We start from the raw sequence: 25,688 nt of genomic DNA, 5'->3' as shown, positions 1-25,688 counted from the left end.
CGGCACCGACGATCACGTGGCGCGCGCCGCCCGCGAGGCCAGCGCTTCAGTCTCCGCCACCAGTTCCGGCGCGGACCCCACCCGGTACGGCACCCCACTGCCGCGACCACACTCGCCAGCCACGACTCCAGCGCGCCCGCTCGCACGGTCCCGGTAGGTGAACCGGACGTCCTGGCGCGCGTACGCCGCCGCGGCCAGTGCGTCGACCACCGCCAGGTCCGGCGCGTGCCTGGTCACCGCACGGGACGCCACCTCCGCGCCCTCACCCGCTGACCGCCACCCACCGTTCACCGCACGCGAACACGCGGACACTAGCGCTCTCACCAGCATCGAGTACCGTGCTCGCCAGCGGCACGTCACTCCGCGTGCCCACCCGGCCCCTCCGCTGTGGCCACCTCCCACGTTCCTCGTATTGGACAGCCATGCCCAAAAAAGTCGACCACCGTTCGCGCCGGACCACCATCGCCGAGGCGGCATGGCGAACGTCCGCGCACGGCGGCATCGAGGCGGTCACCATGCGGCACGTCGCCGCCGCCGCAGGCATGTCACTCGGCCAGGTCCAGCACTACTTCACCAGCAAGGACGAGCTGCTCGCGCACGCCTACGACCTGCTCGTCGACCGGCTCACCACCCGCGTCACCACACACGAGAACCCCGCAGGCGACGAAGAACCCGAACCAAAGGACACCCTCCGCCACGTCCTCGTCGAACTGCTGCCACTCGACCACGAACGCAGAGTCGAAGCACACTTCCAGCTCATGTTCCTCGCCAGGGCCGCCGTGTCCCCCGACTTCGCCGCCCGCCTCCGCAAAACACACGCCGACCTGCACGCCTTCATCGACGACCACCTCCGCCGCGCCCAGCGCCGCGGCATGGTCGCACTCCAACGCGACCCCGCCCGCGAGGCACGCAACCTGCTCGCCGTGCTCGACGGCCTCACCACCCACGTCCTCGTCGGCCACCACACCCCGTTCGACGCCGAACAGGCACTCGACGACCACCTCGACGCCCTGTTCAGCTGCTGAACCCCGCCGCCCGCCCGAACAACCCCGCCAGCACCCGCACCCGCTCCACCAACTCCGGCGGCTCCAGGATCTCGAACTCGAACCCGATCTGCGCCACGTACACCGGGAAGTCGTCCAACGACGGCCCACCCACATGCAACACACACGTATCGGCATCCTGGGCCTCGATCACCCCCGACGCAGGCGACACCCGCTCCGCCGCCACCTCCGCCGGCACCCGCAACAACACCCTCCCCTGATACCGGTACGGCGCCGTCGAGATCGCCCGCGAAATGTACGCCGCCACATCGTCCGTCGGCGGCTCCCGCGGCGGAAACCGCCCCACCACCGACGGATCCGACCCAATACGGTCGACCCGAAACGTCCGCCACTCCGCCGCCGACCGATCCCAGCACAGCAGATACCACCGCCGCCCCGTACACGCCAACCGCACCGGCTCCACCGTCCGCCGCGCCGACACCCCATCCGCCCGCGCGTACTCGAACCGCAACACATCCCGGTCCCGGCACGCCGTCGCCAACCGCGTCAGCAACGCGGAACCCACCGTCGGCCCCCGATGCGCCAACGACACCGTCGCCTGCCCCACCGCGTTCACCCGATGCCGAAGCCGCGCAGGCAACACCTGCTCCAACTTCGCGAGCGCCCGCACCGACGTCTCCTCGATCCCGGTCACCGTCCCCGCCGTCCGCAACCCCACCGCGACCGCCACCGCCTCGTCGTCGTCCAGCAACAACGGCGGCATCGCCGTCCCCGCCTCCAACCGGTAACCACCCGCCACCCCCGGCCGCGCCACCACCGGATACCCCAGATCACGGAGCCGGTCCACATCACGCCGCACCGTCCGCAACGTCACACCCAACCGCTCCGCCAGCAACGCACCCGACCAGTCCCGCCGCGCCTGCAACAACGACAGCAGTTTCAACAGCCGCGCCGACGTCTCCAACATGCCGGAAATCGTCTCACGAATTGGTGACCGAACCTGTCACCATCACCTCGTAGCGTCCCCACCGTGAACGACATCAAGCCCTACCGCATCGCGATCCCGCAGTCCGACCTCGACGACCTCGACCAGCGCCTCCACAACGTCCGCTGGCCCGACGAACTCCCCGGCGTCGACTGGTCCTACGGCGTCCCCCGCACCTACCTCAAGAACCTCACCCAATACTGGCGTACCGAATACGACTGGCGCGCACAGGAAAAACTCCTCAACGACCTCCCCCAGTTCACCACCGAGATCGACGGCCAGAACATCCACTTCATCCACGTCCGCTCCCCCGAACCCGACGCCCTCCCCCTCCTCCTCACCCACGGCTGGCCCGGCTCCATCGTCGAGTTCCTCGACGTCATCGCACCCCTCACCGACCCCGCCGCCCACGGCGGCGACCCCGCCGACGCCTTCCACCTCGTCATCCCCTCCCTCCCCGGCTTCGGCCTCTCCGGCCCCACCCGCGAACAGGGCTGGCACACCCTCCGCATCGCCAAGGCATGGGCCCAACTCATGCACCGCCTCGGCTACCACCGCTACGCCGCACAGGGCGGCGACTTCGGCGCCCTCGTCACCCCCGACCTCGGCCGCGTCGACCCCGACCACGTCATCGGACTCCACGTCAACGCCGCCACCGTCGGCTTCATCCCCTTCGGCGACGTCGACCAGGACGAACTCACCGACATCGAACGCGCACGCCAAGCCCGACAGAAGCTCTACCTCGAAGACGGCAGCGCCTACTTCCAACTCCAGGCCACCCGCCCACAAACCCTCGCCTACGCACTCACCGACTCCCCCGTCGGCCAACTCGCCTGGATCATCGAGAAGTTCAAGGAATGGACCCACCCAGTCCACGCCCTACCCGACACCGTGATCGACCGCGACCGCCTCATCACCAACGTCATGCTGTACTGGCTGACCGGCACCGCCGGCTCGGCCGCCCGCATCTACTACGAGAACACGCACTCCGGCGACTGGCCCCACAAAACCGACATACCCACCGGCGTCGCCGTCTTCGCCGAGGACATCGCCATCCGCAAGTACGCCGAGCAGACCAACACCATCACCCACTGGACCGACTTCGACACCGGCGGGCACTTCGCCGCCCTCGAAGTACCCGACCTGCTGATCACCGACGTGCGACAGTTCTTCCGCGGACTGCGCTGAAAGGAGACGACGGGTGGGCACACTGAGCCTGCGGGCCCTCAACCGCGCGACCCTGGCACGCCAGCACCTCCTCGCCAGAAGCACCATGCCCGCGATCGCGATGGTCGAGCACCTGGTCGGCATGCAGGCCCAGGCACCCTTCCCGCCCTACACCGGGCTGTGGACCCGGCTGGCCGACTTCCAGCCGGGCACACTCGCCGACGCACTCATCGACAGACAAGTCGTCCGTATCGTGCTGATGCGCGGCACCGTCCACCTCGTCAGCGCCGCCGACGCCTGCTTCCTCAGACCCCTCATCCAGCCCCTGCTGGACCGCGACCTGCGCACCAACACCCAGCACGCCCGCCACCTCACCGACCTCGACCTCACCGAACTCACCGAGGCGGCCCGCAAAGCACTCGCCGAACAGCCACTCACCGCCAAAGAACTCGGCGCCGCACTCGCACAACACTGGCCCGACCGCGAACCCAGCGCACTCGCCCACGCCGCCCGCGGCGTCCTGCCACTCGTCCAGGTCCCACCGCGCGCGGTCTGGGGCCACAGCGGACTCACCAGGTACCACACCGCCGAACACTGGCTCGACCGCGACCTCGACAAGTCACCCGACCCGAAACGGCTGGCACTGCGCTACCTCGCCGCGTTCGGCCCCGCCTCCGTCGCCGACCTCCAGGCCTGGTCCGGCCTCACCCGGCTCCGCGAGGTCACCGACACACTCGACCTGCGAACCCTCACCACCGACGACGGCCGCGAACTCCTCGACCTCCCCGACGCACCCCGACCCGACGAGGACACCCCGGCACCCGTCCGGTTCCTACCCGAGTTCGACAACCTCCTGCTGTCCCACGTGGACCGCACCCGCGCCATGAACGACGAACACCGCAAACGGCTCTTCGGCGTCAAGAACGGCGTCTTCCCGGGCACATTCCTCGTCGACGGCTTCCTCCGCGGCTCGTGGCGCATCACCAAACAACGCAAGTCAGCCGTACTGACGATCACCCCGTGGGCACGGACGACCAAGAAGGACCAGACCGCGCTCACCAAGGAAGGTCTGCGGCTTCTCGACTTCCACGCGCCCGCGGCGGAGTCGAAGGACGTACGGATCGAGTCCTCGTGATCATGGTGATCCCCTCTCTTCCCTGGCTTCTTTGGACGGAGGTTGCGTGTCGTTGAGCGACGCATGGTGGCGCCTGAAAATTGGACATCAATATAGTTAATAGAAGTTGTATGTACTCAGGGAGGGGAGTAGCTCGGCAAGGGCGGCGGCCGGTGAAACTGGACGCCGCCGCCGGATAACCCAGGACGATTCGGGGTCGCGGCTACCGGATGCGGCGTGGTGGACACGGCCGCGGACATCGGACGCGATCGGCCTGACCGACGGTGTTGACCGTGGGCCTCTCCCCCATCCCTCCTCAGCGTCTTGTGATCTCTGTTCGGGGCTGGACGGTCGCGATCTTCGCCGGTAGAATCGGAAAACCATATAGCCAATAGCTGGTAATATGAAGGGCGAGGCCAGTGGACACCGACGTCGGTGAAGTAGGACGGTTGCTGTTCGGCCGCCCCTGTCGGCTCCGGGTGGCGCTGTGGATCCACGCCCGCGGCGCGCGGCGCTTCTACCAGTCCGAACCGCCCGACGAGGTGATCCCCCAGAGCGCGGCGGGCACCGAACTACGCCGGTTCGTGCACCTGGGCATGCTCACCGAACACCGCGAGGCAGGCAGCCGCCGCGTCTACTACGAGACCACCAGCAGCCCGCTGTGGACCATCATCGTGGCCGCGGCCCGGGTCATGGGCCCGCCGAAGTGACCTAGAAGGCAGGCCACGGGATCGCACGCCAGTCGGTGCCCGGCGTCGGGAACGCCGCCTCCGACAACAACGCCGAAAGCCGCGCCCGCAACGCCTTGACCTCGGCCTTCGTCACGTGCTCCGCGAGCTCGGCCGACAGGCCGTCCATACCGGACGCCAACGTCTTCAGCATCTCGACGACGTCCTCCGGCAGCGGCTCACCGACCCAGCCCCACAGCACGGTGCGCAGCTTGTGCTCGGTGTGCAGGCAGATGCCGTGGTCGACGCCGTACACCTGCCCGTCCGTGCCGTGCAGCACGTGGCCGCCCTTGCGGTCGGCGTTGTTCAGCACGACATCCAGCGCCGCCATCAGCCGTACGCCCGGGTGATCCGCGTGCGCGAGCACGGCGGGCTCACCGAAACGGTCGTGGGCACGCAACACCATGCGCCACCCCGGCGTCAGGTCCTCCGGCGCGCACACGTCGACGAGGTCGTCACCCTCCTTGGTGTCCACCCACAGCTGCACCATGCCCGGCCCGAACGGGCCGGTGCGCAGCACGGTCGGCGGGATCACCGACAGGCCCGCGGCCTGCGACACCAGGTAGGAACCCACCTCACGGCCGGCGAGCGTGCCGTCCGGGAAGTCCCAGAGCGCGCGCTCGCCGCTGACCGGCTTGTACACGCAGTGCGCGACCTCGTCCCCACCGGTGATCTCGCAGTAGAGCGTGGCGTTGGAGGCGTCGACCAGGCGACCCTCGATCTCGATCCGTCCTCGCGTGAGCAGCTCGAGGACACCAGGGTCCGACGGCAGCAACTCCCTATTCCGCCTCGTCGTCCTCGGTGCGCCGGTAGCCGTTCTGCCGAGGGCACACGTGCCCGGTCGGGTCGAGCGGCTCGCCGCACAGCGGGCAGGGCTTGCGGCCCGCGTTGATGACCCGGTCGGCACGCTCGGCGAACGCCCGCGCCTCCGCCGGGGTGAGGAACACGCGGACCGCGTCCGGGCCCTCCTCGGTGTCGTCGAGCACGATCGACTCGTCGACCTCGGTCTCGGTGATCGCCAGCAGTTCGATCACGACGGCACTGGTCTCCGAGTCCCACCCGAGGCCCATCGTGCCGACGCGGAACTCCTCCTCCACCGGGACGTTGAGCGGGTCGGCGTCGACGAGCTCGTCCGGCGTCTCGACGGGCAGGTCCGCGCCGAACCTGCGGTGGACCTCCTCCAGGAGCGAGCCGATGCGTTCCGCGAGCACCGCCATCTGCTGCTTTTCCAGCGCGACGGACACTGTGCGGGCACTTTCCGAGGCCTGTAGGTAGAACGTGCGGTCGCCGGGTTGACCGACGGTGCCTGCGACGAACCGATCGGGCTGGCGGAAGACATGAATTACTCGAGCCATGGCACCTCCGACCCTACGGCAAACGCCGCGTTCGAGCAGGTCTGTTCCCACCCCGACACGCTGGCTGACGCAACCGTATCGAAGCCGCCCGGACCCACCACCGACCCGATCCCCCGGTTAGTGTCTCCGACGTGGTGAAGATCGCGCAGTTCGGGAGCTGGGAGTCGCCGCTCACGGCGGAGACGGTGGCCGCGGCGGGTGTCGCGCCCAAATGGGTCGACGTGCACGACGGCGTCGTGTGGTGGGCGGAGAGCAGGCCGTCCGAGGACGGGCGGGTCGCGCTGATGCGCGAGGGCCCGGACGGAACGCCGGTGGACGTGCTCGCCGCACCCTGGAACGTGCGCAACCGCGTGCACGAGTACGGCGGGCGCCCGTGGACGGTGCTCGGCGACACCGTGGTGTTCACGAATTGGGCCGACCAGCGGATCTACGCCTATGACGGGTCAGGTGACCCGCGTCCGCTGACACCGGAGCCCGAACGCAGACACGGCCTGCGGTACGCCGACCTCACCCCCGGCCATGGCGGTACAGCCGTACTGTGCGTGCGCGAGACGATCACCGGGGACCGGCCGACCGACGTGACCCGCGACCTCGTCGAGGTGCCGCTGGACGGCTCCGGCCCGCGGTCGTTGGCCGCGAGCCACCACTTCATGACCGGCCCCCGCGTGTCGCCCGACGGCAGTCGCCTGGCGTGGATCGGCTGGAACCACCCCAACATGCCGTGGGACGGCGCCGAGCTGTGCGTCGCGGAAACCGGTCAACCGCACCGCGTCCTCGCCGGCGGGCCGAGGGAGAGCGTGTGCCAGGCGGAGTGGGAGTCGGCCGACTCGCTGCTCGTGCTCACCGACCCCGACGGCTGGTGGAACCTCTTCCGCGTCGGCCTCGACGGCCGCTCGGTGAACCTCGCCCCCTGCGCCGAGGAGATCGGCGGGCCGCTGTGGGTGCTGGGCTGCCGCTGGTTCGCGCCGCTAGGCGACGGCCGGTACGTGGTGCTGCGCTCCGACCGACTCGCCGTGCTCGACGAACGCAGCGGCACCGTGACCGACGTCGACACCGACCTGACCGCGTGGTCGTCCGACCTGACGGTCCACGACGGGGTGGTCGTGGCGGCGGCGGGCGGCCCCCGGCTGGAGTCGGCCGTGATGCGGCTCGACCTCGGGACCGGCGTTCAGACCACGGTGTCCGCGCAGCGGGACGACGTGCCCGGCGACGCGTACCTGCCCGTCCCCGAGCACCGCGTGTTCACCAGCAAGGACGGTCGGGAGATCCCGGCGTACGTGTACCGGCCGCGCAACCCGGACTTCGCGGGCCCGGACGGTGTGGCGCCGCCGTTGCTCGTGCACGTCCACGGCGGGCCGACCGGCAAGGTCACCGACGTGCTCAAGCGCGACATCGCCTACTTCACCAGCCGCGGGTTCGCCGTGGCCGCCGTGAACTACGGCGGCTCGTCGGGTTACGGGCGGGCGTTCCGGGAGTCGCTCAACGAGCAGTGGGGCGTGGTGGACGTCGAGGACTGCGCGACGGTCGCCGCCACCCTCGCCGACGAGGGCGTCGTGGACGGCACCCGCCTCGCCGTACGCGGCGGCAGCGCGGGTGGCTGGACCGCGGCGGCGTCCATGACGTCGGTGTCCACGTACGCGTGCGCGACGATCATGTTCCCCATCCTCGACCTCACCGGCTGGACCGAGGCCGGTGGCGAGACACACGACTTCGAGTCGCGCTACATCGAGGGACTGGTCGGGACCCTGCCGGAACACGCGGACCGCTACGCGGAGCGGTCGCCCTGCAACCACGTCGACCGGCTCGCCGGTCCCGTGCTGTTGCTGCAGGGACTCGAGGACGAGGTGTGCCCGCCGGAGCAGGCGGACCGGTTCGTCGCGAGCCTCGACGGGACGGGCCTGCCGCACGCGTACCTGACGTTCGAAGGTGAGCAGCACGGGTTCCGCCGCGCGACGACGGTGACCGCGGCGCTCGAGGCCGAACTGTCGTTCTACGGCCAGGTGTTCGGGTTCACGCCGCCCGGCGTGCCGGTGCTGGAGCTGAAGTCGTGACCCGCACCCGCCCCGGCAGGCTGCGCGCGGGCGACACGGTCCGCCTCGTCGCGCCGTCCGGGCCCGTCGACGAGACGCTGCTGGCGCGCGGCGTGTCGATCCTGGAGAGCTGGGGGCTCGTCGTCGAGGTCGGCGAGCACGTGCTCGACCGGCACCCTTCGCTGCCGTACCTGGCCGGGCTGGACGTGCACCGCGCGGCGGACCTGCAGGCGGCGTGGTGCGACCCGTCGGTCGACGCGGTCGTGTGCGCGCGCGGCGGCTACGGGTCGCTGCGGATGGTCGACCTGCTCGACTGGGACGCGATGGCCGAGGCGGGACCCAAGCTGTTCACCGGGTCCAGCGACATCACCGCGCTGCACCAGGCGATCGGCGCACGGCTGGACGTGGTGACGTTGTTCGCCCCGCTGATCGCGAGCGAGGTGTCGTTCGACATCGGCGGGCAGAAGCACTTCCGGCAGACGCTGTTCGAGCCGGAGTCAGTGCGGACGCTGTCCGGCCCGAACTCGGTGTCACTGGGCGACGGTGTCGCGTCCGGGATGCTCGTGGGCGGCAACCTGTCGCTGCTGTCGTCCGGGGTCGGCGCGGCCGGCGAGTTCGTGCCGCCGGACGGGTCGATCGCGGTGCTCGAGGACGTGAACGAGGAGCCGTACCAGGTCGACCGTATGGTCGCGCAGCTCCTGCGGTCGGGCTGGTTCACCGGCGTCACGGGCATCGTGCTGGGCTCGTGGACCGGCTGCGGCGAACCGGCGGAGGTGCGGGCCGTGGCAGCCGATCTCCTTGTCGGACTGGGCATTCCGGTCGTGTGGGAGATGGGTTTCGGGCACTGCGTCGACCAGCTCACGATCCCGCTGGGGGCACAGGCGACGCTCGACGGCGACCTGTGCACGCTGACACTGGACGAGCCCGCGCTGCTCTGAGGCGTCAGTGGAGCCGCAGTTCGGCGAACTCCCTGACCCGAGCCATGTCCGCGCAGACTAGCCGAGGACCGCGCGCATGGCGGCGCCCGCACCGCCGACCACCGAGGTGCCGTGGCCGACACACACGGTGTCCGGGTCGAGGTCGGCCAGCATGCGGTAGGACGCGAGCATCGCGTCGCCGTCGACGTTGAACGCGCCCGGGATCACGCCGGTCTCGGGCAGGCACGCGACGGTGTCGCCCGCGAACAGGACGTTGTGTTCGGTCAGGTGTACCGCGATGCTGCCCGGGGTGTGGCCGGGGATCGGCAGGACGCGGGCACCGTCCCCGAAGGGCAGGTCCTCGCCGCCGGTCAGCTCGACGTCCACTGAGGACGGTGGGATGGTCATGGCGGTGATCCCCAACTCGGTCACCCGTTCCCAATACGGGCGTTCGAAATCGGTGATCACCGGCTCCGCACGCGGCCGTTCCCCTCGGACGACCGGCGCGTCGGCGGCGTGGGCGTACACCGTGGCCCCGTCCCACGCCCGGATCTCCGCGGCCGAACCGGCGTGGTCCTCGTGGCCGTGCGTGATCACGATCCGCCGGATCGCCGACCGCGGCAGCCCGAGCGACTCGACGGCCGCCGCGATCGCCGGGCCGCTGCCGGGAATCCCGGTGTCGACCAGCGTCAGCTCGTCGCCGTCGCGCCACAGGTACGCCTGACCGAACTCCAGGTCGATCTGGTGCAGCCGTGGAAGCAGCTCGGTGATCTCCATGCGGCACAACCTAAATCAGGCGACCCGAAACGGCCCTCAGTTTCGCTGTCGGCGCATACCATGCTCCGATGGACGAACTGGGGCGTCGCACCATCCTCACCGCCGGGCTCGTCACCGGACTCGTGGCCTGCACGACCACCGACCCGGCACCACCCGCGCCCGCCCGCTTCGACCCGGCGGACTGGGACGACGTCCGCGCCCTGTTCCCCCTCGACCCCGACCTGGTCCACACCGCCGCGTTCGTCCTCGCCGCGCACCCGAAACCGGTGGCCGACGCGATCGAGCGGCACCGCGCGGGGCTCGACGCCGACACCGAGGCCTACCTGCACAGCCACGGCACCGCCGAGGCGGAGCTCCGCAAGACCGCGGCGGTCTACCTCGGCGGCACCCCGGACCAGGTCGCGTTCACCGACAGCACCACCATGGGACTGGGTGTCCTGTACTCCGGCATGCGGCTGCGCGCCGGCCAGGACGTCGTCACCAGCACCCACGACTTCGTCGCCCACCACGCCGCGCTCGACCTGATGGCCCGCCGCACCGGCGCGACCGTCCGCGAGGTCGCCCTCTACGACGACCCGCGCGCCGCCGACGCGGACGAGGTCGTGTCCCGGCTGCGGAGCGCGATCACGGCCAACACGCGGGTCGTCGCGATCACATGGGTGCATTCCAGTACCGGTGTACGGCTTCCCGTGCCCGCCATCGCCGCGATGCTCGCCGACGTCAACACCGGGCGGGCACCGGAGGACCGGGCCCTGCTGTGCGTCGACGGGGTGCACGGGTTCGGTGCCGTCGACATCGCCGTCGCGGACCTCGGCTGCGACTTCCTGTCCTCCGGCACCCACAAGTGGCTGTTCGGGCCGAGGGGCACCGGTGTGCTGTGGGGCCGGGCGTGGGACGCGCTCGACCCGGTCATCCCGACGTTCTCCGAGGGCTCCTCCCCCGGCGCCCGGTTCACACCCGGCGGCTACCACTCGTTCGAGCACCGCTGGGCGCTGCGGGAGGCGTTCGAACTGCACGAGCGGATCGGCCGCGGCCGGATCGCCGAGCGCATCACGGTACAGGCGACCCGCCTCAAGGAGGGCCTGGCGAAGATCCCCTCGATCACGCTGATCACGCCGGACGACCCGGACATGTCCGCCGGCATCGTGTGCTGCGAGGTGGACGGCATGGACGCCTTCACCGCGGTGGTGGCGCTGCGCGAGGCCGGGGTCGTCGCCAGCGTCACGCCCTACGCGCAGCAGTACCTGCGGTTCGGGCCGAGCATCGTGACCACACCCGACCAGGTGGACAAGGTGGTGACCGCGGCCCGCGCACTCAGGCCGTAGGCAGCACGTCGCCGGTCTCCAGCAACGACTTCAGGCTGGAGACGATCGCGGGCCAGCCTTCGCGGACACCGGACAGCGTGCGCTCGCCGCCCTCGTGCACGACGGTCAGCTTGACCACCGCGCCCTGCTGATCGAGCGTGAACGTCACCGTGGAACGCCTCTCGGCGGCCAGAGCGGCACGGTCCTCCGCCGAGAAACCGACGGATTCCGCCCACTCCGGGGTGTAGGTGTGCCAGGTGTAGGCAAGTCGGGTGTACGGGTTCGACTCGAGCACCACCTGCTCCGGATCCTCGATCCGGCGCCCGCTCTCGAACCACGTCATCCGGGACCCCTTGACCCAGTCGGTCTCGAACTCGACGCCCCAGTACCGCTTGGTGAACGCGGGGTCGGTGAGCGCCTGCCACAGGCGCTCCGGTGTGGTGTTGATGTAGGTGGTGTAGACGAACTCGGGTGTGCTCACGGGTTGCTCCAACACGGTCTTGAGGTCGGCGAGTGCGCGCACCCGCCGACGGTCGTACTGGGTGATCCAGCGGTCGGCGATGGCGTTGATCGGTTCCGCGTTGACGTAGTGCAGCTTCTCCCTGCCGCGCCACACCGTGCTGACGAGGTTCGCGGCCTCGAGCACGGCGAGGTGCTTGCTGACCGACTGGCGCGCCATGTCCAGCCCCGCGCACAGCTCACGCAGCGTTTGGCCGTTCTGGTCGTTCAGCCGGTCGAGCAACGCGCGGCGGCTCGGATCGGCCAGCGCCTTGAAAACCAGGTCCATCCACGATCCCATTCAACATGCAGCCATCTGGCTGCCTAAATTAGGCAGCCAGATGGCTGCATGTCAAGCGATGACACGCCCCAGCAGCGGACGACTCCCGTCCACTCCCCCTCGCTATGCTCGCCCGATGATGGACAGCGCCGCGACACCGCCCAGAACGGTGTGCCATGGCTGCAGGCAGATCACCCAGTACCGCGCCGAACACGGCGACGTGCGCCCCATGATCCTGCCCGGCTCCGGCGCGGTCTTCGCGGACAAGGCACCCGGCGTCGTCGTCGAACTGCCGTGCCCCGTCTGCGACGAAGACCCCGGCTGGGACCACGCGTTCCACGTGCCCGTCTGACGTGGACCGCTACGCGCGCACCGGCGGCCGCACGAGCGAGTAACCCGCCCACGCCGACAACGCGACGGCAGCGGCCATCAGCGGCCACTCGTACAGCAGCTGCTCCCCCGCCGCCGAGTACGGCGCCACCATGAACACCGACACGCCCGCCGCCACCGCCAGCCACCTCGGCCGCCACGGCACCGCGGCACCCAGCGCGAGCGCCCACGTCAGATACCACGGCAACAACGTCGCCGACAGCACCGCCACCAGCAGCAACGCGACCGCCGCCCGCCGCACCGCGTCAACCCCGCCGTCCCGGGCAAGCCACCACTGCCGTACCACCAGCACGACCAGCGCCGCCAGCCCGAGCAACCGCGTCACGGTGACGAACGGATCCCGCGACACGTCCACGAAGATCCCGACCAGCCCGTGCACCAGCTCACCCAGCGCGGTCGGCGGCGACAACCAGTTCACCAGCCGCGACGACGCGTTCACCTGCGTCAACCAGCCCAGATCCACCCACGTCGCCAGCGACACGACCGCGAACACCGCCACGAACACCGCGAGCGAACACGCCGTGGCACGCACGAAGTTCCGCCACCGCGTCGACTCCAGGCGCGCGGCCCACACCCACACCAGGAACGGCAACGCGATCCCGGCACTCGCCTTCACCGCCACACCCAACGTCACCACGGCGATGCCCAGCACGTGCCTGCGGTCCAGCACCAGCAGCGTGCCCGCCGCGAGGAACCCGATCATCAACAGGTCGTTGTGCGGCCCGCCGACCAGGTGGACCACCATCAGCGGACCCGCGAGCAGCAACCACGCGGCCACCGGCAGCTTCCCACCGAGGTGCCGCACGAGACCGGGCAGCGCCCACACCAGCAACGCGAGCCCCGCCACCTCGAGCAGCCGCGTCACGAGAATGCCCGCGTACACGTGCGAACCGACCAGCCACACCGTGCCCTTGGCCAGCAGGATGAACAGCGGCCCGTACGGCGCGGGCGTGCCCTGCCAGAACGGGTGGACGTTGTCGAGCAGCTCCGACCCGTGGCCCAGCACGGTCGGCGACACCGCGAACGGGTCGTGACCCGCCAGCGCCACCGCCCCCTGCGCGAGGTAGGAGAACACGTCACGGGTGAACAGCGCGGGCGCGAACAGCATCGGCACGGTCCAGCACGCGGCTGCGACCAGCACCGACCTCGTCCGCACCCGATCGGCAAGCACCAGACGACCCAGCCGGATCCACGCCCACACCAGCAGCCCGTACCCGAGATACGTGACCAGTTCGGCCAGCATGTGACCGTGCCCGTAGTTCAGCCAGTCAAGCGACCCGCCAAGGAACGGGTACCGCACCGAACCCGCCGCCGACGCGAAGCTCGCGAGGAGCAACACCACACTGCCGACCGTGCCGAGCACGATCGGGCCCCTCGGATGGACCGGGGCGTCGGCTACCGGGCCGGCCGACTTGTCGGCCGTGTCAGCGCTCAACGCTCGCCCCGCGCGGCAGGAACGGCTCGCGAGCGGGGAAGAGGTTCAGCGGATCACGACGCAACAGCGACATCCCGGCCAGGATGGAGATCCCGGCGGCCAACGCCATGAACAGCCAGTCGTACAGCAGGTCGTCGCCCGCCGGGCTGTAGGTCAGCACGTAGAACACGTTGAACGCGACCAGCACGGCGAGCTGACGACGCTCCCAGCGCAACGCGGCCGCCAGCACGAAACCCCACACCAGGTACCACGGCAGCGTCGCGGGCGACAGGACAGCGAACGCGAACAACGCGATCGCGGCCCGCCGGATGGCGTCCGGACCGCCGTCGCGCGCCAGCCACCACTGGCGGACCAGGATCCACACCAGCACGATGCCGCCGACGACCCGCATGAAGCTGACGAACCAGACCTTCGGCGCGTCCACGAACACGCCGACCAGACCGTGCAGGATCTCCCCCGCACCGGTCGGGATGGACAGCCAGTTCACGATCGCGGTCGGCGCGTCGAGCGCGGTGATCCAGCCCAGGTTGACGCCGGACACGACGGTGGCGGCCGCGAACGTCACGACGAAGATGCCGACCGACGCGGCACACGCGCGAGCGAAGTTGCGCCAGCGCGTGGACTCCAGGTGCCCGGCCCACACCCACACCAGGAACGGCAACGCCACGCCCGCGGTCGCCTTCACCGCGACGGCGAGCGTGACCACGACCATGCCCAGCACGTGTTTCCGGTCGAGCACCATCACCGTGCCCACGGCGAGCAGACCGACCATGAGGACGTCGTTGTGCGGCCCGCCGACCAGGTGCACCACGGTCATCGGCCCGGCGACCGCGAGCCACAGCGCGACGGGCAGCCTGCCGCCCAGGTGCCGCACCAGCCCCGGCATGGCCACCACCATCAGCGCCACACCGACCACGAGCCCCAGCTTCATCAGGACGACACCGGCGATCATGTTCGTGCCGGTGATCGAGATGACGCCCTTGGCGAGCAGGATGAACAACGGCCCGTACGGCGCCGGAGTGGCCTGCCAGAACGAGTCGACGTTGTCCACCACCGGGTCGACGTCGAGGATGCCGGGCCCCACCGAGTAGGGGTCGTAGCCGTGCAGCGGCAGCGTGCCGTACGCGATGTAGAGGTACGCGTCGCGGGAGAACACCGGCGGCGAGAACAACATCGGGATGGTCCAGCACACCGTGGCGATCAGCACCGGCCGCGCACCGACCCGGCCGGCGAGCACGTGCCTGCCGAGCAGCACCCACGCCCACACCACCAGCGCGAAACCGGTGTAGAGGACGAGTGTGGCGAGGATGCGGCCGTGGCCGTAGCGGATCCACGACAGCGGGCCGCGGCCGATCATCGGGTCCTGCGCGAGGATCGCGCCCGCGCCGAGGGCGCTCACGAGGATCAGCAGGCTGCCGATGGTGCCGAGCGCGATGGTGCGCACCGGGAGCGCGGGCGCGCGCCGAACCGGTACCGGCACTGGGGTCGCGTCTTCTACGGTGCTCACTGCGGGGGGCACCCCGTGGGCGTCGGTGGTGGTTGACATGGCGGTCTGAGATTACACAGGCCGGTTGGTCCGTTCGTAGGAACGGTGGCCTTTCCCCCGACAAGGCGTGCCGGGTACGACACCAGGGGTAGTGATCTTGGTTCCTCTCCCCTCTCGTTGGCGTCTTTGGAGGCGCGGGAGCCTCCCCACGCCCCTGCGTCGCCGCCGCGCCAAATATGGGACATCTATATAGTTACTATTTGATAGTAATGAGAGGAGTGGCGGAGGGTGCGTCGTCCGTGTGGTTCAGGCCCGGTCAGCGCCGTCGACGTCCGTGTAAAGGCCGTAAGGCTCCGGCATCAGGAAGGTGGGCAGCGGCTCGACGAGCCACTCCTTGCGCACCTCCACGCCTGTCTGCTGTTCCAGCTGAGCCATGCACACCTGGCGCGCGAGTCCCAGCGCGACCTGCGGGCCGATCGCCCAGTCCGGCCGCCGCTCCCCCGGCTGCACGTCCGGAGCCATGGGGTAGAGCGGTTCGAACTGGGCGGTGACGCGAGCGTCGATGGCCTGAGTGACCATCCCGGCGGCGTGGATGTTCCAGTAGACGCTGTAGAACCACCCGCCGTCGGCCGAGCAGCGCCGGGCGATTTCCGGGAAGGCGCCGCTCCACCCGTTGTGCTCGAGCGTGACCGTGTGCCCACCGAACTGCGCGACCTGCGTGAACAGCTCGACGGCGCTGGTGTCGGGGCTCCGATGGCGATCCATGTGCGCGAAGGGGAGGTCGCCCAGCGGGACCTCCTGGCCTCGGCCGTAGACCCGCACCAGTTCGTCGGTGGGGCGTGCGCGCATGACCGACACCGTCCACCCCTCGATCTGATTGACCCAGGAGTACTTGCCGACCAGCGCATCGACTGACACGTTGCCCCCTAGCCGCAGTCCGGTTCGACGGCGACGTCGACGCCTGCGTACGGAGCGGCCGCGACCAGGTCCGGGTGACTGATCACGACCAGGAAGCGCCGCCCGTCGGGCGGGTACTGGCGGACGTAGGAACCACCCTGGCACCGGTTCTCGCGCGGTGGCACTTCCTCCGTCCTGACCTTCATACCCCCTTCCGAGGTGCTTGCCATCGGGTACTCGTCACATTGTCCGCCGTGCGGCCTGGGGAAACTCCTCGGACAGGCCGCGTCGCGGTTCTCGTTCTGCTTGCTCCGATCCATCGTGAGCACTGCCGGCAACCCCGATTCCCAGGCCAGTTTGGTGTTCCTGGCAATGAACGGCATGCGGGCCGCGTCGACCACGAGTATGCGGAGCCCGTCGCACGACTTCTCGGCGACGATCGTTCCCGGAGCACAATTGACCAGCTTGGCCTTCGCGTTCGCGGCGACCAGCAATGCGGTCTCTCCTTCGCCGAGAGTGACCGCGTCGTTCGCGCCCACCGCGTCGCCGAGGAAATCGCCGACCTCGTCCAGAGCTTCGGGAGCGAAGTACGCGGCGGCGCCGACCAGCGCCGCCGCGACCACGATCCGCGCGGTTGTCTTGCTTGCCATCGAGCGACCCCCAAGGTCTCACCTTGAGTGTCGCTTCCAATACTGACCGTGAACCACGGTGTGACACCAGTCGAGACCGGGGGTTCACCCGCTCGTGACGTCGGTTTCCTTCGGGCGGGTGGACGGCAGGGCGGCCAGGAGCGACCGCGTGTACGAGTGCTGGGGGTCGTTGAGCACCTCGTCCACGGGACCGACCTCGACGAGTTCGCCCCGGTACATCACCGCGACCCGGTCGGCGATGTTCCACGCCAGGCCGAGGTCGTGCGTGATCACCAGCGCGGCGAGGCCGAGGTTGGCCCGCAGTCGCAGCAGCAGCGCCAGGATCTCGCCGCGCACGGACGCGTCCAGCGACGCCACCGGTTCGTCCGCCACCAGCAGTTTCGGCTCCAGCGCGAGGGCGCCCGCGATCACCACGCGTTGCCGCTGGCCACCGGAGAGCTGGTGCGGCAACAGCGGCATGAACTCCTCCGCGGGCCGCAGTTCCGCCGCGTCGAGGGCCGCCGCCACGTGTTCGCGTTCGTCGCCGGGGACGCGGTGGATGCGCAGGCCCTCGGCGATGGACTCGTAGACGGAGTGGCGGGGGTTCAGCGCGCTCGTCGGGTCCTGCAGCACGAGCTGCACCTCGCGCCGGTAGGCCTTGAGCCCACGGGTGGACCGCGGCAACGGCTTGCCGTCGTAGGTCACCTGACCTGACGTCGGTTGCTGCAGGCCGAGGATCGTCCTGGCGAGGGTGGTCTTGCCCGAGCCGGACTGCCCGACCAGCGCGACGATCTCACCGCGCCGCACCGCCAGGTCCACACCCGCGACCGCGTGCGTGACCCCTCGCGAGCGGAACGTGACGTGCAGGTCCGTGGTCCCCAGCAGCTCCTCCCCCGGTTCGGGGACCGACTCCGGGAGCGTGGTGGCGGTCGCCGGGGCGTACCGGGAGACCGGGTCACCGACCGTGGGGAACGCGGCGGCCAGGGTCTTGGTGTGGGTGTGGGCCGGGTCGGCGATCACGTGCGCCGACGAACCCTCCTCCACCAGCTCGCCCTGGTACATCACGGCGAGCCGGGCGCACGTCGACGCGAGGACCGCCAGGTCGTGGCTGATCATGATCAGCCCGATGTCCTTCTTCGCCACCAGGTCCGACATCAGTGCGAGGACCTGGGCCTGCACGATCACGTCGAGCGCGGTGGTCGGCTCGTCCGCGATCACCAGCCGCGGCTCGCACGCCAGCGCCATCGCGATCATGACCCGCTGTTTCTGCCCGCCGGACAGCTCGTGCGGGTACGCGTCGCCCTTCTCCGGCGGCAGCTCCACCTGCGCGAGCAGCTCGTCGACCCGCTTGCGCATGGCCGACGCGGACAGCTGCGTCTTGCTGTGCAGCTCGATCGGCTCGGCGATCTGGTCGCGGACGCGCCGCACCGGGTTCAGCGCGTGCATGGCGCCCTGGAACACGATCGCGGCCGACGTCCACCGCACCGCACGCAGCCGTCCCCACTTCATCGTGGTGACGTCCTCGCCGTCCAGGAGGATCTCGCCGCGGATCTCCGCGGTGGACGGCAGCAGCCGCAGCACGGACATGGCGAGCGTGGACTTGCCGCAACCGGACTCCCCCGCCAGGCCCAGCGTCTCGCCGGCCTCCAGGGTGAGGTCGACGCCGCGGACGGCCTCGACGTCACGGTTGCGGTACCGGACCGACAGGTCCCGCAGTTCGAGCAGCGGCACGTCAGCCCTCCCGCAGTCGTGGGTTGAGGACGGTCTCGAGAGCCCGCCCGCACATGGTGAACGCCAGCACGACGATGCCGATCGCGATACCGGGTGGCAACAGGTACCACCAGGCGCCCGCGATGATCGCCGAGTCGAGCCAGGCGGAACGCAGCATCGAACCCCACGACGGCCGCATCGGGTCGGGGTCGCCGAGCCCGAGGAACGACAGCGTCGACTCGGCCACGATCGCGGAGCCGACGGCCAGCGTCGTGTTCACGAACACGAGCGGCATGACCGCGGGCAGCACGTGCTTGGAGATCACGTGGAGGTGCCCGCCGCCCAGTGCCTTCGCACGCTCGATGTACGGCCGGGCCTCGATCGTGAGTGTCTGGGCGCGGACCAGCCGGGCCGCCGACGGCCACGACGTCAGTCCGATGGCCAGGATGATCGTGCCGATGCCGCGTTCCAGCACGGTCGACAGCGCGATCGCCAGCACCAGCGACGGCAGCACGAGGAAGAAGTCGGTGAGCCGCATGAGGCCCGCGTTCACCCACCGGCCGTAGTGCGCGGCCAGGATGCCGATGACCGTGCCGATCGCGATCGACAGCAGTGTGGCGACGAACCCGACGGTCAGGGAGATCCGTGCGCTCCACAGCGTCAGCAGCAGCACGGAGCGGCCCGGCCGGTCGGTGCCGAGCCAGAACTCGCCGCTCGGCGGTTCCAGGCGGCCGCCGGTCGCCTTGGTGACGTCGAGCCCGTCGCGGTCGGTGAGGACCGGCGCGAGGACGGCGAGCAGCACGATCACCACGAGCAGCCCGAGGCCGACCAGGCCGGTGCGCTGCTTCGCGAACTCGCGCCACCCGGCGGCGAACGCGGCACCGCGGCGGTGCCAGGCCAGTGCCCGCGGTGACGGGGATGGAGCGGTCATGCGGCACGCACCCTCGGGTCGAGCACGCGGTACAGCAGGTCCGCGAGCACGTTCATGAAGATCACCGCGCCTGCCAGCACGATGAAGGTGCCCTGCAGCAACGGCAGGTCACCGACGCGGAGCGCGTCGTAGGTCAGCCTGCCGAGACCGGGCCACGAGAACACGGTCTCCACGCTGATGGCGCCCGCGATCACGAACCCGAGGTGCAGGAACACCAGCGTGACGGTGGGCAGCAGGGCGTTGGGCACGGCGTGCTTGCGGCGCACCACGTCGTCGCGCAGCCCCTTGGCCCGGGCGGTGGTCAGGTAGTCGGCGCCCATCTCCTCGATCAGCGACGACCGCATCACCAGCTGGTACTGCGCGTAGGTGACGGCGACCATCGTGATCGTCGGCAGCACCAGGTGGTGGGCGACGTCGAGTGCCTGGGACAGGAAGTCCGGCGGGGTGTCGGAGTAGACGATGCCCGCGGTCGGGAACAGCCCGGTCGTGGCCGCGAGCAGCAGCATGCCGAGCCAGAACGTCGGAGTCGACCACAGGGCGAGGGCGACGCCGGTGGAGATCCGGTCGAACCGGCTCCCCCGCCGCCACCCCGACCGGGTGCCGATCCACAGCCCGAGTGCCACGGAGATCAGCGTGGACACGCCGACCAGCAGCACGGTCGGCCAGAGGCGTTCCTCGATCTTCTGCAGCACCGGCACGCGATACACGTAGGAGTCGCCGAGGTCGCCGCGCAACAGGTCGCCGAGGTAGTTCAGGAACTGCTGCCACAGTGGCAGGTCGAGCCCGAACTGCCGCTCGAGGAGCGCGATCTGCTCAGGTGTCGCCGGGCGACCCCTGGTCATGGTCGTGATCACGTCGCCTGGCAGCGCACGGAAGAGGAGGAAGCCCAGCACGATCACGAGCGCGAAGCTGAGCAGGCCGCCGCCGATCTTCGTCAGCACGTAGCGGAGGGCTCCGCCACCACGGGTGGGTGACGGAGCCTCTGCCAGTGCCTCCTCAGTCGGGGTGAGGATGTCCGACACAGTTGTCCTTTACTACTCGCGGTCGTCCGCGGTCTTGCGGCGACCCCGTGCGACCAGCAGTCCCGCCACGAGCACGACGACGATCACACCACCGACGATGCCGAGGACCAGCCCGGTGTTGCTGCTGTCCTCACCTGCCGCTTCGGTGGTGTCCTCGCCGGAGGCGGCGGTGCCGCCGCCCTCGTAGCTGGGCACCGGGCCCTCACCCTTCGGCGTGGCGCCGAGGAGACCCCAGTAGCTCTGCTGGAACATGATCACGCCGCTGTCCGTCGGCTGCTTCGGGAACCCTTCGAACGTGTCCGTCCGGAAGGCCTCGAGCGCGTTGTCGTAGCCGAAGATCACCAGTGTGGCCTGCTCGTACAGGATCTCCTGCATCTGCTTGACGATCTCGACCCGCTTGCTCCGGTCGAACTCCGAGAGCTGCTTGGCGTACAGCGCGTCGTATTCCTCGTTGCACAGGAACGAGTCCGGTGTCGCACCCGTCCCGTCGGCGTTCGGCCGGTTGGCACACGTCTGCAGCGAGAGCACGTAGTCCGGGTCGGGGTTGGCGCTCCAGCCGGAGATCGCCAGGTCGAACTCACCGCGGGTGGTTTCCTCGTTGACCTGGTTGTCCGACTTCGGCTCGACCGTGACCTCGATGCCGATCTCCTTCAGCCAGCCCTTGATGAACGGGCTCGCGTTCTCGTCGACGTCCCGTTCGGCGTGCGTGAGCAGCCGGAGGTTCAGCGGTTTGCCCTGCTTGTCGAGCCGGATGCCGTCCGAGCCCTTCTTGTACCCCGCCTCGTCGAGCGCCTTGTTCGCCGCGTCGAGGTCGAACTTGCGCACCTGGTCACCCGACGGCTTCCACGCGAAGTCGGAGAACATCGGCGGGATGTACCCGGCGGCCTCGGTGGCGTAGCCGCTCCACACCTTGTCCACGAGCGTCTTGGAGTCGATCGCCTGGGCGATCGCCTGCCGCAGCTTGATGTCCTTCAGCGCGGGGTTGCCGTTGCCGATCGGCGTACCGTCGTTGGTGGCGGCGCCCGGGTTGATCAGCAGCTCGTTGAACCGGCGGTTCTGCGCGTTGTTGAGCGCGATGTCCGGTGCGCCCTGCAACGCGTCGAACTGGGTCGGCGTGAGCGGGTTGATCAGGTCGACCTCACCGCTCTGCAGCGCGGACACCGAGGCGTCAGAGTTGCTGTAGTAGATGAAGTGGACCTCGTCCACCTTGGGCACACCGCGCCAGTAGTGCGGGTTGGCCTTCATCTTGGTGAACTGGGCTTCTTTGAACTCGGTGATGTAGTACGGCCCGTTGCCCACCATCGGGTACTCGGGTTCGGCGCTGATGTCGGACATCTTCGACCACACGTGTTCCGGCACGATCGGGATGTCGAGAGCGTCCATGGTCGCCTGCGGGACCTTGGTCTTGATCTCCAGCTTGTGGTCGCCGACGGCCTTGACCGACTCCCACTGCTGCACGTAGCTGCCGTTCGCAGTCCGCGCGACCTCGTCGTCCAGCATCTTCTGGAAGGTCCAGGCTGCGTCCTTGGCGGTGACCGGCTTGCCGTCGGACCACTTCACGTCCTTGCGGATGTGGTAGGTCCAGGTCAGCTTGTCGTCCGAGACCTCCCACCGCTCGGCGAGCGCGCCCTCGGGTGTCATCGAGCCTTGGCTGTAGGTGGTCAGGAACTCGAACTGGGACCGGAGGATGCTTGTACCCATCAGGGTGATGGACATGAACGGGTTGAGCGTGTCGACCTCACGGTTGACACCGATCCGAAGTATCTTGCCTGCCTGGTTGCTCGCCGCCTCAGCTGCCCCCGCGGGGGCGGGCGTCGCGGCGGCCGGCACCGCGACGGGTGCCGTGACCAGCAGAGACGCCATTAGGGTGACACCGAGCCCCAGTAGCCTCGATCTCACGATGATCACCTCTTCCTCGTAAGTTGAGAGGAAGTAACCACTTATGGGTGCTTGAAGTCAATCTGTGTCGGCAACGTGTGCCAAGACGTAACGTGTGCGGTTGTGCGGATCATGATTTCAGCCGACATGGAAGGCGCCACCGGCGTCACCTGGACGGCGGACGTGCAGGTCGGAACGGAACAGTGGCAACGGTTCCGGACGATGTTCACCAGTGACGTGAATGCCTGTGTTGCCGGGTTGTACGCCGGCGGCGCCACGGACGTGCTGGTGAACGAGGCGCACTCCAGCCAGCGCAACGTGCTGCTGGAGGACCTCGACACGCGGGCGCGGATGCTCACCGGAAGGCACAAACCGCTCTCGATGATGCAGGGCATCGACTCCGGGGTGGACGGCGTGGTCTTCCTCGGCTACCACACCGGCGCCGGGGTCGAGGGGGTGTTGTCCCACACCTACCTGCCCAACCAGATCACGGGGGTGTGGCTCGACGGCGTCCACGCGAGCGAGGGCAGGCTCAACGCCGCGCTCGCCGCCGAACACGGCGTGCCCGTGCTCCTGGTCACCGGTGACGACCTGACCTGCGAGGATGCGGGAGACTACGTGCCGGACGCGCGGACGGTCGCGGTGAAGGAGTGCGTGAGCCGGTACGCGGCGATCTGCACCCCGCCCGCGGTGACCGCGGCGGCCATCGAGGAGCAGTCCCGCGCCGCCATGGCACGGGCCGGACGTTTCGACGGGTCGATCAGCGGGCACCGCATCGAGGTCGAGTTCGACGCGGCACACCTCGCCGCGGCGGCCGCCGTGGTGCCCACGGTCGAGCAGCTCGACGTGCGACGGGCCGGGTTCGACGCCGCGTCGATGACCGATGCGATGAAGGCGTTCAAGATCGTCACCGCGATCGCGAGCGGTGCCGTGGAGGGAAGCTATGGGTGAGCTGGCGGTCGAGGAACTGTGCGCCGAGCTGATCAGGTTCGACACGACGAACCTCGGCGACGGCAAGTCCCTGCTCGGCGAGCGGGCGATCGCCGAGTTCGTCGCCGAGCACCTCACCGACTCCGGTCTCACCCCCACCCTGCTGGAACGGGACCCGACACGTACGAACGTCGTCGTCAGGGTGCCGGGCAGTGACCCGAACCTGGCGCCGCTGTTGGTCCACGCGCACCTCGACGTGGTGCCCGCGGACGAGTCGGAGTGGTCGGTGCACCCGTTCGCGGGCGAGATCCGCGACGGGTTCGTGTGGGGCCGCGGTGCCGTGGACATGAAGGACATGTGCGCGGCGCTGCTGACCGTGCTGTCCCGGTGGTCCTCGGCGGGCATCGCGCCCCGGCGTGACATCGTGCTCGCGTTCGTGGCCGACGAGGAGGACACCGGCGAGTGGGGCGCCCACTGGCTGGTGGACAAGCACCCCGACCTGTTCGAGGGATGCGCGGCGGCCATCGGCGAGTCCGGTGGCTACACCGTCCGCGCGCGGCACCGCGACGGCCACGAGGTCCGGCTGTACCCGGTGGCGACGGCCGAGCGGGGCACGGCACACCTGCGCCTGACCGCGCAGGGCCGGGCGGGTCACGGTTCCCGGCGCAACGACGACAACGCCGTGGTCAGGCTGGTCCACGCGCTGTCGCGGCTGGCGGCGCACCGGTGGCCGGTGCACCTCATCCCGGCGGTGCGGGCGTTCCTGGAACGGGCCACGCCCGCGCTGGGCATCGAGGTCGACTGGCACGACATGGACGAGACGCTGCGCCGCCTCGGCCCGGCCGCGAAGGTCATCGAGAACACCGTCCGCAACTCGACGACACCGACGGTCCTGTCGGCGGGCTACAAGGTGAACGTCATCCCGGGCGTCGCGTCCGCGCTGGTGGACACCCGCGTACTCCCCGGCACCGAGGACGACCTGCTGGCGGAGATCGACCGCGTCCTCGGACCGGGCGTGACCCGCGAGTTCGTGCAGCTCCAGCACGCCGTCCAGGCACCGGTGGACACCCCCTGGTTCGACGCGATGGCCGACGCCCTGCGCGCGTTCGACCCCGAGGGCGTCGTGGTGCCGTTCTGCATGGGCGGCGGCACGGACGCGAAGGCGTTCGCCCAGCTGGGCATCGACTGTTTCGGGTTCGCGCCGCTGTTCATCCCGGAGGGCCACGACCACAAGCTGATGGCCCACGGCGTGGACGAACGGGTGCCGATCGAGGGCCTACGGTTCGGGGTGAACGTGCTCGACCGGTTCCTGTCCACGGTGTGACCGGTAGTGGTACCGGGAGGCCTCGGTGAACCCGAACCTCTCGTAGAGCGACAGCGCGGCCGTGTTCTCCGCGCGCACGTGCAGCCAGGCACGCGTGATCCCACGCTCCTGCCCGGCACGCAGCAGCCCGGAGAGCACGGCCGCGCCGTGCCCACGCCGCCGCACGTCCTCCCGCACGGCCATGCAGTAGATCCCGCCCCACTCCCCCACGAGCGCGAGCCGCCCCACCGCGGCGACTCCGCCCGCGTCCCGCAGCGACGCGTACAGGGCAGGCCCACCGGCGAGGATCTTCACCGCGACGTCCATGGCGGACCGGTCACCGCGACCGTCCACCCGCCACCACAGGTCGAGCCATTCCTCCGACGGCGCGTCGGCGATCTCCACCCCGGCGCCGCCGTCCAGCCGCCCGAGCGTCACGGTCTGGACGGACGTCGGCGAGCCGAACTCGTACCCGCGCGCCGCCAGCACCTCGTCCAGTCCGGTCGGCTGAGCCGACGGCCCGAGCTGGAAGATCACGGGCAGGCCACGCGCGGCGTAGAGCGCCTCGACCTGCCGCAGCGCGGCCTCGACGTCCGGGGGCGCGACCGCGGGCACCACGGCGTTGGCGCGTTGGGTGACACCACCGGAGAACCGCGCCACCCAGCCGCCCACCTCGACCTCGTCGAGGGCAGGCCACCCGGCACGCATCAGATCATCGAACACATCGCCAGCGTAACCATGCAAGCAAGCGAATAGTCATGCAGCCCACTTGTGTGACAGAAACCAGCACCCCGGCTCCCGCTGGTCACACCAGGGCTAGTCTCAATGCCGTTCAGTTAGGGCGGTGGGTGGGTTGTCAAGGCGGCTGAGATAGGCAACGGGGTTCCTGCTAGAACAGCGTCGACCAAGATCGATGTT

25 protein-coding genes are annotated in these 25,688 nt (G+C 69.7%); 10 read left to right on the top strand and 15 right to left on the bottom strand.

All coding sequences use genetic code 11. The annotated features are described in order from the left end of the window. Positions 1-12: 12 nt before the first annotated feature. Positions 13-237 carry a hypothetical protein gene (locus tag ACIBVP_RS06455; protein ID WP_396104968.1) on the bottom strand — a complete coding sequence of 75 codons (225 nt, stop codon included), beginning with the start codon at positions 235-237 and terminating at the stop codon, positions 13-15. Positions 238-422: 185 nt separating this feature from the next. Between ACIBVP_RS06455 and ACIBVP_RS06450 the strand changes: the two genes are divergently transcribed. Then, the gene (locus ACIBVP_RS06450) at positions 423-1,025 is read left to right on the top strand and encodes a TetR/AcrR family transcriptional regulator (protein WP_396104967.1); all 603 of its coding nucleotides are present in this window, start codon (positions 423-425) and stop codon (positions 1,023-1,025) included. Here the strand turns inward: ACIBVP_RS06450 and ACIBVP_RS06445 are convergent. Beyond that, positions 1,015-1,971 (bottom strand): helix-turn-helix transcriptional regulator, encoded by a 957-nt coding sequence (locus tag ACIBVP_RS06445; RefSeq protein ID WP_396104966.1) that lies wholly within the window; start codon positions 1,969-1,971, stop codon positions 1,015-1,017. The two genes, ACIBVP_RS06450 and ACIBVP_RS06445, sit on opposite strands and share 11 nt — an antisense overlap. A 63-nt stretch (positions 1,972-2,034) precedes the next feature. On the opposite strand from ACIBVP_RS06445, the gene ACIBVP_RS06440 reads away from it, so the two are divergent. The 3 genes from ACIBVP_RS06440 (at position 2,035) to ACIBVP_RS06430 (ending at position 4,980) form a co-directional block, all read left to right on the top strand. Next, positions 2,035-3,177, top strand: a complete 1,143-nt coding sequence (locus tag ACIBVP_RS06440) for an epoxide hydrolase family protein (protein WP_396104965.1) — start codon at positions 2,035-2,037, stop codon at positions 3,175-3,177. Between the two features lie 13 nt (positions 3,178-3,190). After that, on the top strand, positions 3,191-4,291 hold the full coding sequence (locus tag ACIBVP_RS06435) for a winged helix DNA-binding domain-containing protein (protein ID WP_396104964.1): 1,101 nt from the start codon (positions 3,191-3,193) through the stop codon (positions 4,289-4,291). Positions 4,292-4,689: 398 nt separating this feature from the next. Next, positions 4,690-4,980 (top strand): hypothetical protein, encoded by a 291-nt coding sequence (locus tag ACIBVP_RS06430; protein ID WP_396104963.1) that lies wholly within the window; start codon positions 4,690-4,692, stop codon positions 4,978-4,980. Between the two features lies 1 nt (position 4,981). Here the strand turns inward: ACIBVP_RS06430 and ACIBVP_RS06425 are convergent, their stop codons facing one another. Continuing rightward, complete coding sequence (locus ACIBVP_RS06425; protein WP_396104962.1) at positions 4,982-5,773, bottom strand: SCO1664 family protein; 792 nt, start codon at positions 5,771-5,773, stop codon at positions 4,982-4,984. Positions 5,774-5,777: 4 nt separating this feature from the next. Beyond that, entirely contained in the window at positions 5,778-6,353 is a 576-nt protein-coding gene (locus ACIBVP_RS06420; RefSeq protein ID WP_396104961.1) for a DUF3090 domain-containing protein, read from the bottom strand. Between the two features lie 131 nt (positions 6,354-6,484). Between ACIBVP_RS06420 and ACIBVP_RS06415 the strand changes: the two genes are divergently transcribed. Together ACIBVP_RS06415 and ACIBVP_RS06410 are read left to right on the top strand one after the other, a co-directional pair. Continuing rightward, the gene (locus ACIBVP_RS06415) at positions 6,485-8,404 is read left to right on the top strand and encodes a S9 family peptidase (RefSeq protein ID WP_396104960.1); all 1,920 of its coding nucleotides are present in this window, start codon (positions 6,485-6,487) and stop codon (positions 8,402-8,404) included. Continuing rightward, complete coding sequence (locus tag ACIBVP_RS06410) at positions 8,401-9,321, top strand: LD-carboxypeptidase (RefSeq protein ID WP_396104959.1); 921 nt, start codon at positions 8,401-8,403, stop codon at positions 9,319-9,321. Before ACIBVP_RS06415 ends, ACIBVP_RS06410 begins: the two co-directional genes overlap by 4 nt. A gap of 57 nt (positions 9,322-9,378) precedes the next feature. On the opposite strand, the gene ACIBVP_RS06405 is transcribed toward ACIBVP_RS06410, so the two are convergent. Next, the gene (locus tag ACIBVP_RS06405; protein WP_396104958.1) at positions 9,379-10,077 is read right to left on the bottom strand and encodes an MBL fold metallo-hydrolase; all 699 of its coding nucleotides are present in this window, start codon (positions 10,075-10,077) and stop codon (positions 9,379-9,381) included. A 68-nt stretch (positions 10,078-10,145) separates the two neighbouring features. On the opposite strand from ACIBVP_RS06405, the gene ACIBVP_RS06400 reads away from it, so the two are divergent. Beyond that, the gene (locus tag ACIBVP_RS06400; protein WP_396104957.1) at positions 10,146-11,402 is read left to right on the top strand and encodes an aminotransferase class V-fold PLP-dependent enzyme; all 1,257 of its coding nucleotides are present in this window, start codon (positions 10,146-10,148) and stop codon (positions 11,400-11,402) included. On the opposite strand, the gene ACIBVP_RS06395 is transcribed toward ACIBVP_RS06400, so the two are convergent. Further along, positions 11,392-12,168, bottom strand: coding sequence for an ArsR/SmtB family transcription factor (locus tag ACIBVP_RS06395; protein WP_396104956.1), 777 nt, complete (start codon positions 12,166-12,168; stop codon positions 11,392-11,394). The two genes, ACIBVP_RS06400 and ACIBVP_RS06395, sit on opposite strands and share 11 nt — an antisense overlap. A gap of 127 nt (positions 12,169-12,295) precedes the next feature. Here ACIBVP_RS06395 and ACIBVP_RS06390 point away from each other — a divergent pair, with 127 nt between their 5' ends. Next, a complete protein-coding gene (locus ACIBVP_RS06390) occupies positions 12,296-12,511 on the top strand; it encodes a hypothetical protein (protein ID WP_396104955.1) in 216 nt (71 codons plus the stop codon). Between the two features lie 9 nt (positions 12,512-12,520). On the opposite strand, the gene mptB (ACIBVP_RS06385) is transcribed toward ACIBVP_RS06390, so the two are convergent. The 8 genes from mptB (ACIBVP_RS06385) to ACIBVP_RS06350 form a co-directional block, all read right to left on the bottom strand. Continuing rightward, positions 12,521-13,984, bottom strand: coding sequence for a polyprenol phosphomannose-dependent alpha 1,6 mannosyltransferase MptB (gene mptB / locus ACIBVP_RS06385; protein WP_396104954.1), 1,464 nt, complete (start codon positions 13,982-13,984; stop codon positions 12,521-12,523). Beyond that, complete coding sequence (gene mptB / locus ACIBVP_RS06380) at positions 13,974-15,530, bottom strand: polyprenol phosphomannose-dependent alpha 1,6 mannosyltransferase MptB (protein ID WP_396104953.1); 1,557 nt, start codon at positions 15,528-15,530, stop codon at positions 13,974-13,976. The genes mptB (ACIBVP_RS06385) and mptB (ACIBVP_RS06380) overlap by 11 nt, the downstream gene beginning before the upstream one ends. A 246-nt stretch (positions 15,531-15,776) precedes the next feature. Then, a complete protein-coding gene (locus ACIBVP_RS06375; RefSeq protein WP_396104952.1) occupies positions 15,777-16,388 on the bottom strand; it encodes a hypothetical protein in 612 nt (203 codons plus the stop codon). 8 nt (positions 16,389-16,396) lie between these two features. Next, positions 16,397-17,017, bottom strand: a complete 621-nt coding sequence (locus tag ACIBVP_RS06370) for a NucA/NucB deoxyribonuclease domain-containing protein (protein WP_396104951.1) — start codon at positions 17,015-17,017, stop codon at positions 16,397-16,399. Between the two features lie 84 nt (positions 17,018-17,101). Next, positions 17,102-18,727, bottom strand: a complete 1,626-nt coding sequence (locus ACIBVP_RS06365; protein ID WP_396104950.1) for an ABC transporter ATP-binding protein — start codon at positions 18,725-18,727, stop codon at positions 17,102-17,104. Position 18,728: 1 nt separating this feature from the next. Further along, entirely contained in the window at positions 18,729-19,637 is a 909-nt protein-coding gene (locus ACIBVP_RS06360) for an ABC transporter permease (protein ID WP_396104949.1), read from the bottom strand. Continuing rightward, positions 19,634-20,659 (bottom strand): ABC transporter permease, encoded by a 1,026-nt coding sequence (locus ACIBVP_RS06355; RefSeq protein ID WP_396104948.1) that lies wholly within the window; start codon positions 20,657-20,659, stop codon positions 19,634-19,636. The genes ACIBVP_RS06360 and ACIBVP_RS06355 overlap by 4 nt, the downstream gene beginning before the upstream one ends. Before the next feature lie 12 nt (positions 20,660-20,671). After that, positions 20,672-22,522, bottom strand: a complete 1,851-nt coding sequence (locus ACIBVP_RS06350; RefSeq protein WP_396104947.1) for an ABC transporter substrate-binding protein — start codon at positions 22,520-22,522, stop codon at positions 20,672-20,674. Positions 22,523-22,669: 147 nt separating this feature from the next. On the opposite strand from ACIBVP_RS06350, the gene ACIBVP_RS06345 reads away from it, so the two are divergent. Together ACIBVP_RS06345 and ACIBVP_RS06340 are read left to right on the top strand one after the other, a co-directional pair. Further along, positions 22,670-23,488 (top strand): M55 family metallopeptidase, encoded by an 819-nt coding sequence (locus tag ACIBVP_RS06345; RefSeq protein ID WP_396104946.1) that lies wholly within the window; start codon positions 22,670-22,672, stop codon positions 23,486-23,488. Continuing rightward, positions 23,481-24,791: a M20/M25/M40 family metallo-hydrolase gene (locus ACIBVP_RS06340; RefSeq protein ID WP_396104945.1), complete on the top strand. Its 1,311-nt coding sequence runs from the start codon at positions 23,481-23,483 to the stop codon at positions 24,789-24,791. Before ACIBVP_RS06345 ends, ACIBVP_RS06340 begins: the two co-directional genes overlap by 8 nt. Here the strand turns inward: ACIBVP_RS06340 and ACIBVP_RS06335 are convergent. Next, positions 24,744-25,493, bottom strand: a complete 750-nt coding sequence (locus tag ACIBVP_RS06335; RefSeq protein ID WP_396104944.1) for a GNAT family N-acetyltransferase — start codon at positions 25,491-25,493, stop codon at positions 24,744-24,746. The genes ACIBVP_RS06340 and ACIBVP_RS06335 overlap by 48 nt on opposite strands. Positions 25,494-25,688: the final 195 nt, after the last annotated feature.

Origin of the sequence: Actinophytocola sp. NPDC049390 (assembly GCF_044466355.1) — a bacterium.
Taxonomy (GTDB): domain Bacteria; phylum Actinomycetota; class Actinomycetes; order Mycobacteriales; family Pseudonocardiaceae; genus Actinophytocola.
Note: the sequence above shows the minus strand (reverse complement) of the source record. Positions and strands in the feature narration are given on the sequence as shown.

Bases quoted from the DNA above. Each gene is read 5' to 3' on its own strand.
- ACIBVP_RS06450 (WP_396104967.1), top strand. From the start codon at position 423: ATGCCCAAAAAAGTCGACCACCGTTCGCGCCGGACCACCATCGCCGAG.
- ACIBVP_RS06445 (WP_396104966.1), bottom strand. From the start codon at position 1,971: ATGTTGGAGACGTCGGCGCGGCTGTTGAAACTGCTGTCGTTGTTGCAG.
- ACIBVP_RS06420 (WP_396104961.1), bottom strand. From the start codon at position 6,353: ATGGCTCGAGTAATTCATGTCTTCCGCCAGCCCGATCGGTTCGTCGCA.
- ACIBVP_RS06405 (WP_396104958.1), bottom strand. From the start codon at position 10,077: ATGGAGATCACCGAGCTGCTTCCACGGCTGCACCAGATCGACCTGGAG.
- ACIBVP_RS06400 (WP_396104957.1), top strand. From the start codon at position 10,146: ATGGACGAACTGGGGCGTCGCACCATCCTCACCGCCGGGCTCGTCACC.
- ACIBVP_RS06395 (WP_396104956.1), bottom strand. From the start codon at position 12,168: ATGGACCTGGTTTTCAAGGCGCTGGCCGATCCGAGCCGCCGCGCGTTG.
- ACIBVP_RS06390 (WP_396104955.1), top strand. From the start codon at position 12,296: ATGATGGACAGCGCCGCGACACCGCCCAGAACGGTGTGCCATGGCTGC.
- mptB (WP_396104953.1), bottom strand. From the start codon at position 15,530: ATGTCAACCACCACCGACGCCCACGGGGTGCCCCCCGCAGTGAGCACC.
- ACIBVP_RS06370 (WP_396104951.1), bottom strand. From the start codon at position 17,017: ATGGCAAGCAAGACAACCGCGCGGATCGTGGTCGCGGCGGCGCTGGTC.
- ACIBVP_RS06360 (WP_396104949.1), bottom strand. From the start codon at position 19,637: ATGACCGCTCCATCCCCGTCACCGCGGGCACTGGCCTGGCACCGCCGC.
- ACIBVP_RS06350 (WP_396104947.1), bottom strand. From the start codon at position 22,522: ATGGCGTCTCTGCTGGTCACGGCACCCGTCGCGGTGCCGGCCGCCGCG.
- ACIBVP_RS06345 (WP_396104946.1), top strand. From the start codon at position 22,670: ATGATTTCAGCCGACATGGAAGGCGCCACCGGCGTCACCTGGACGGCG.
- ACIBVP_RS06340 (WP_396104945.1), top strand. From the start codon at position 23,481: ATGGGTGAGCTGGCGGTCGAGGAACTGTGCGCCGAGCTGATCAGGTTC.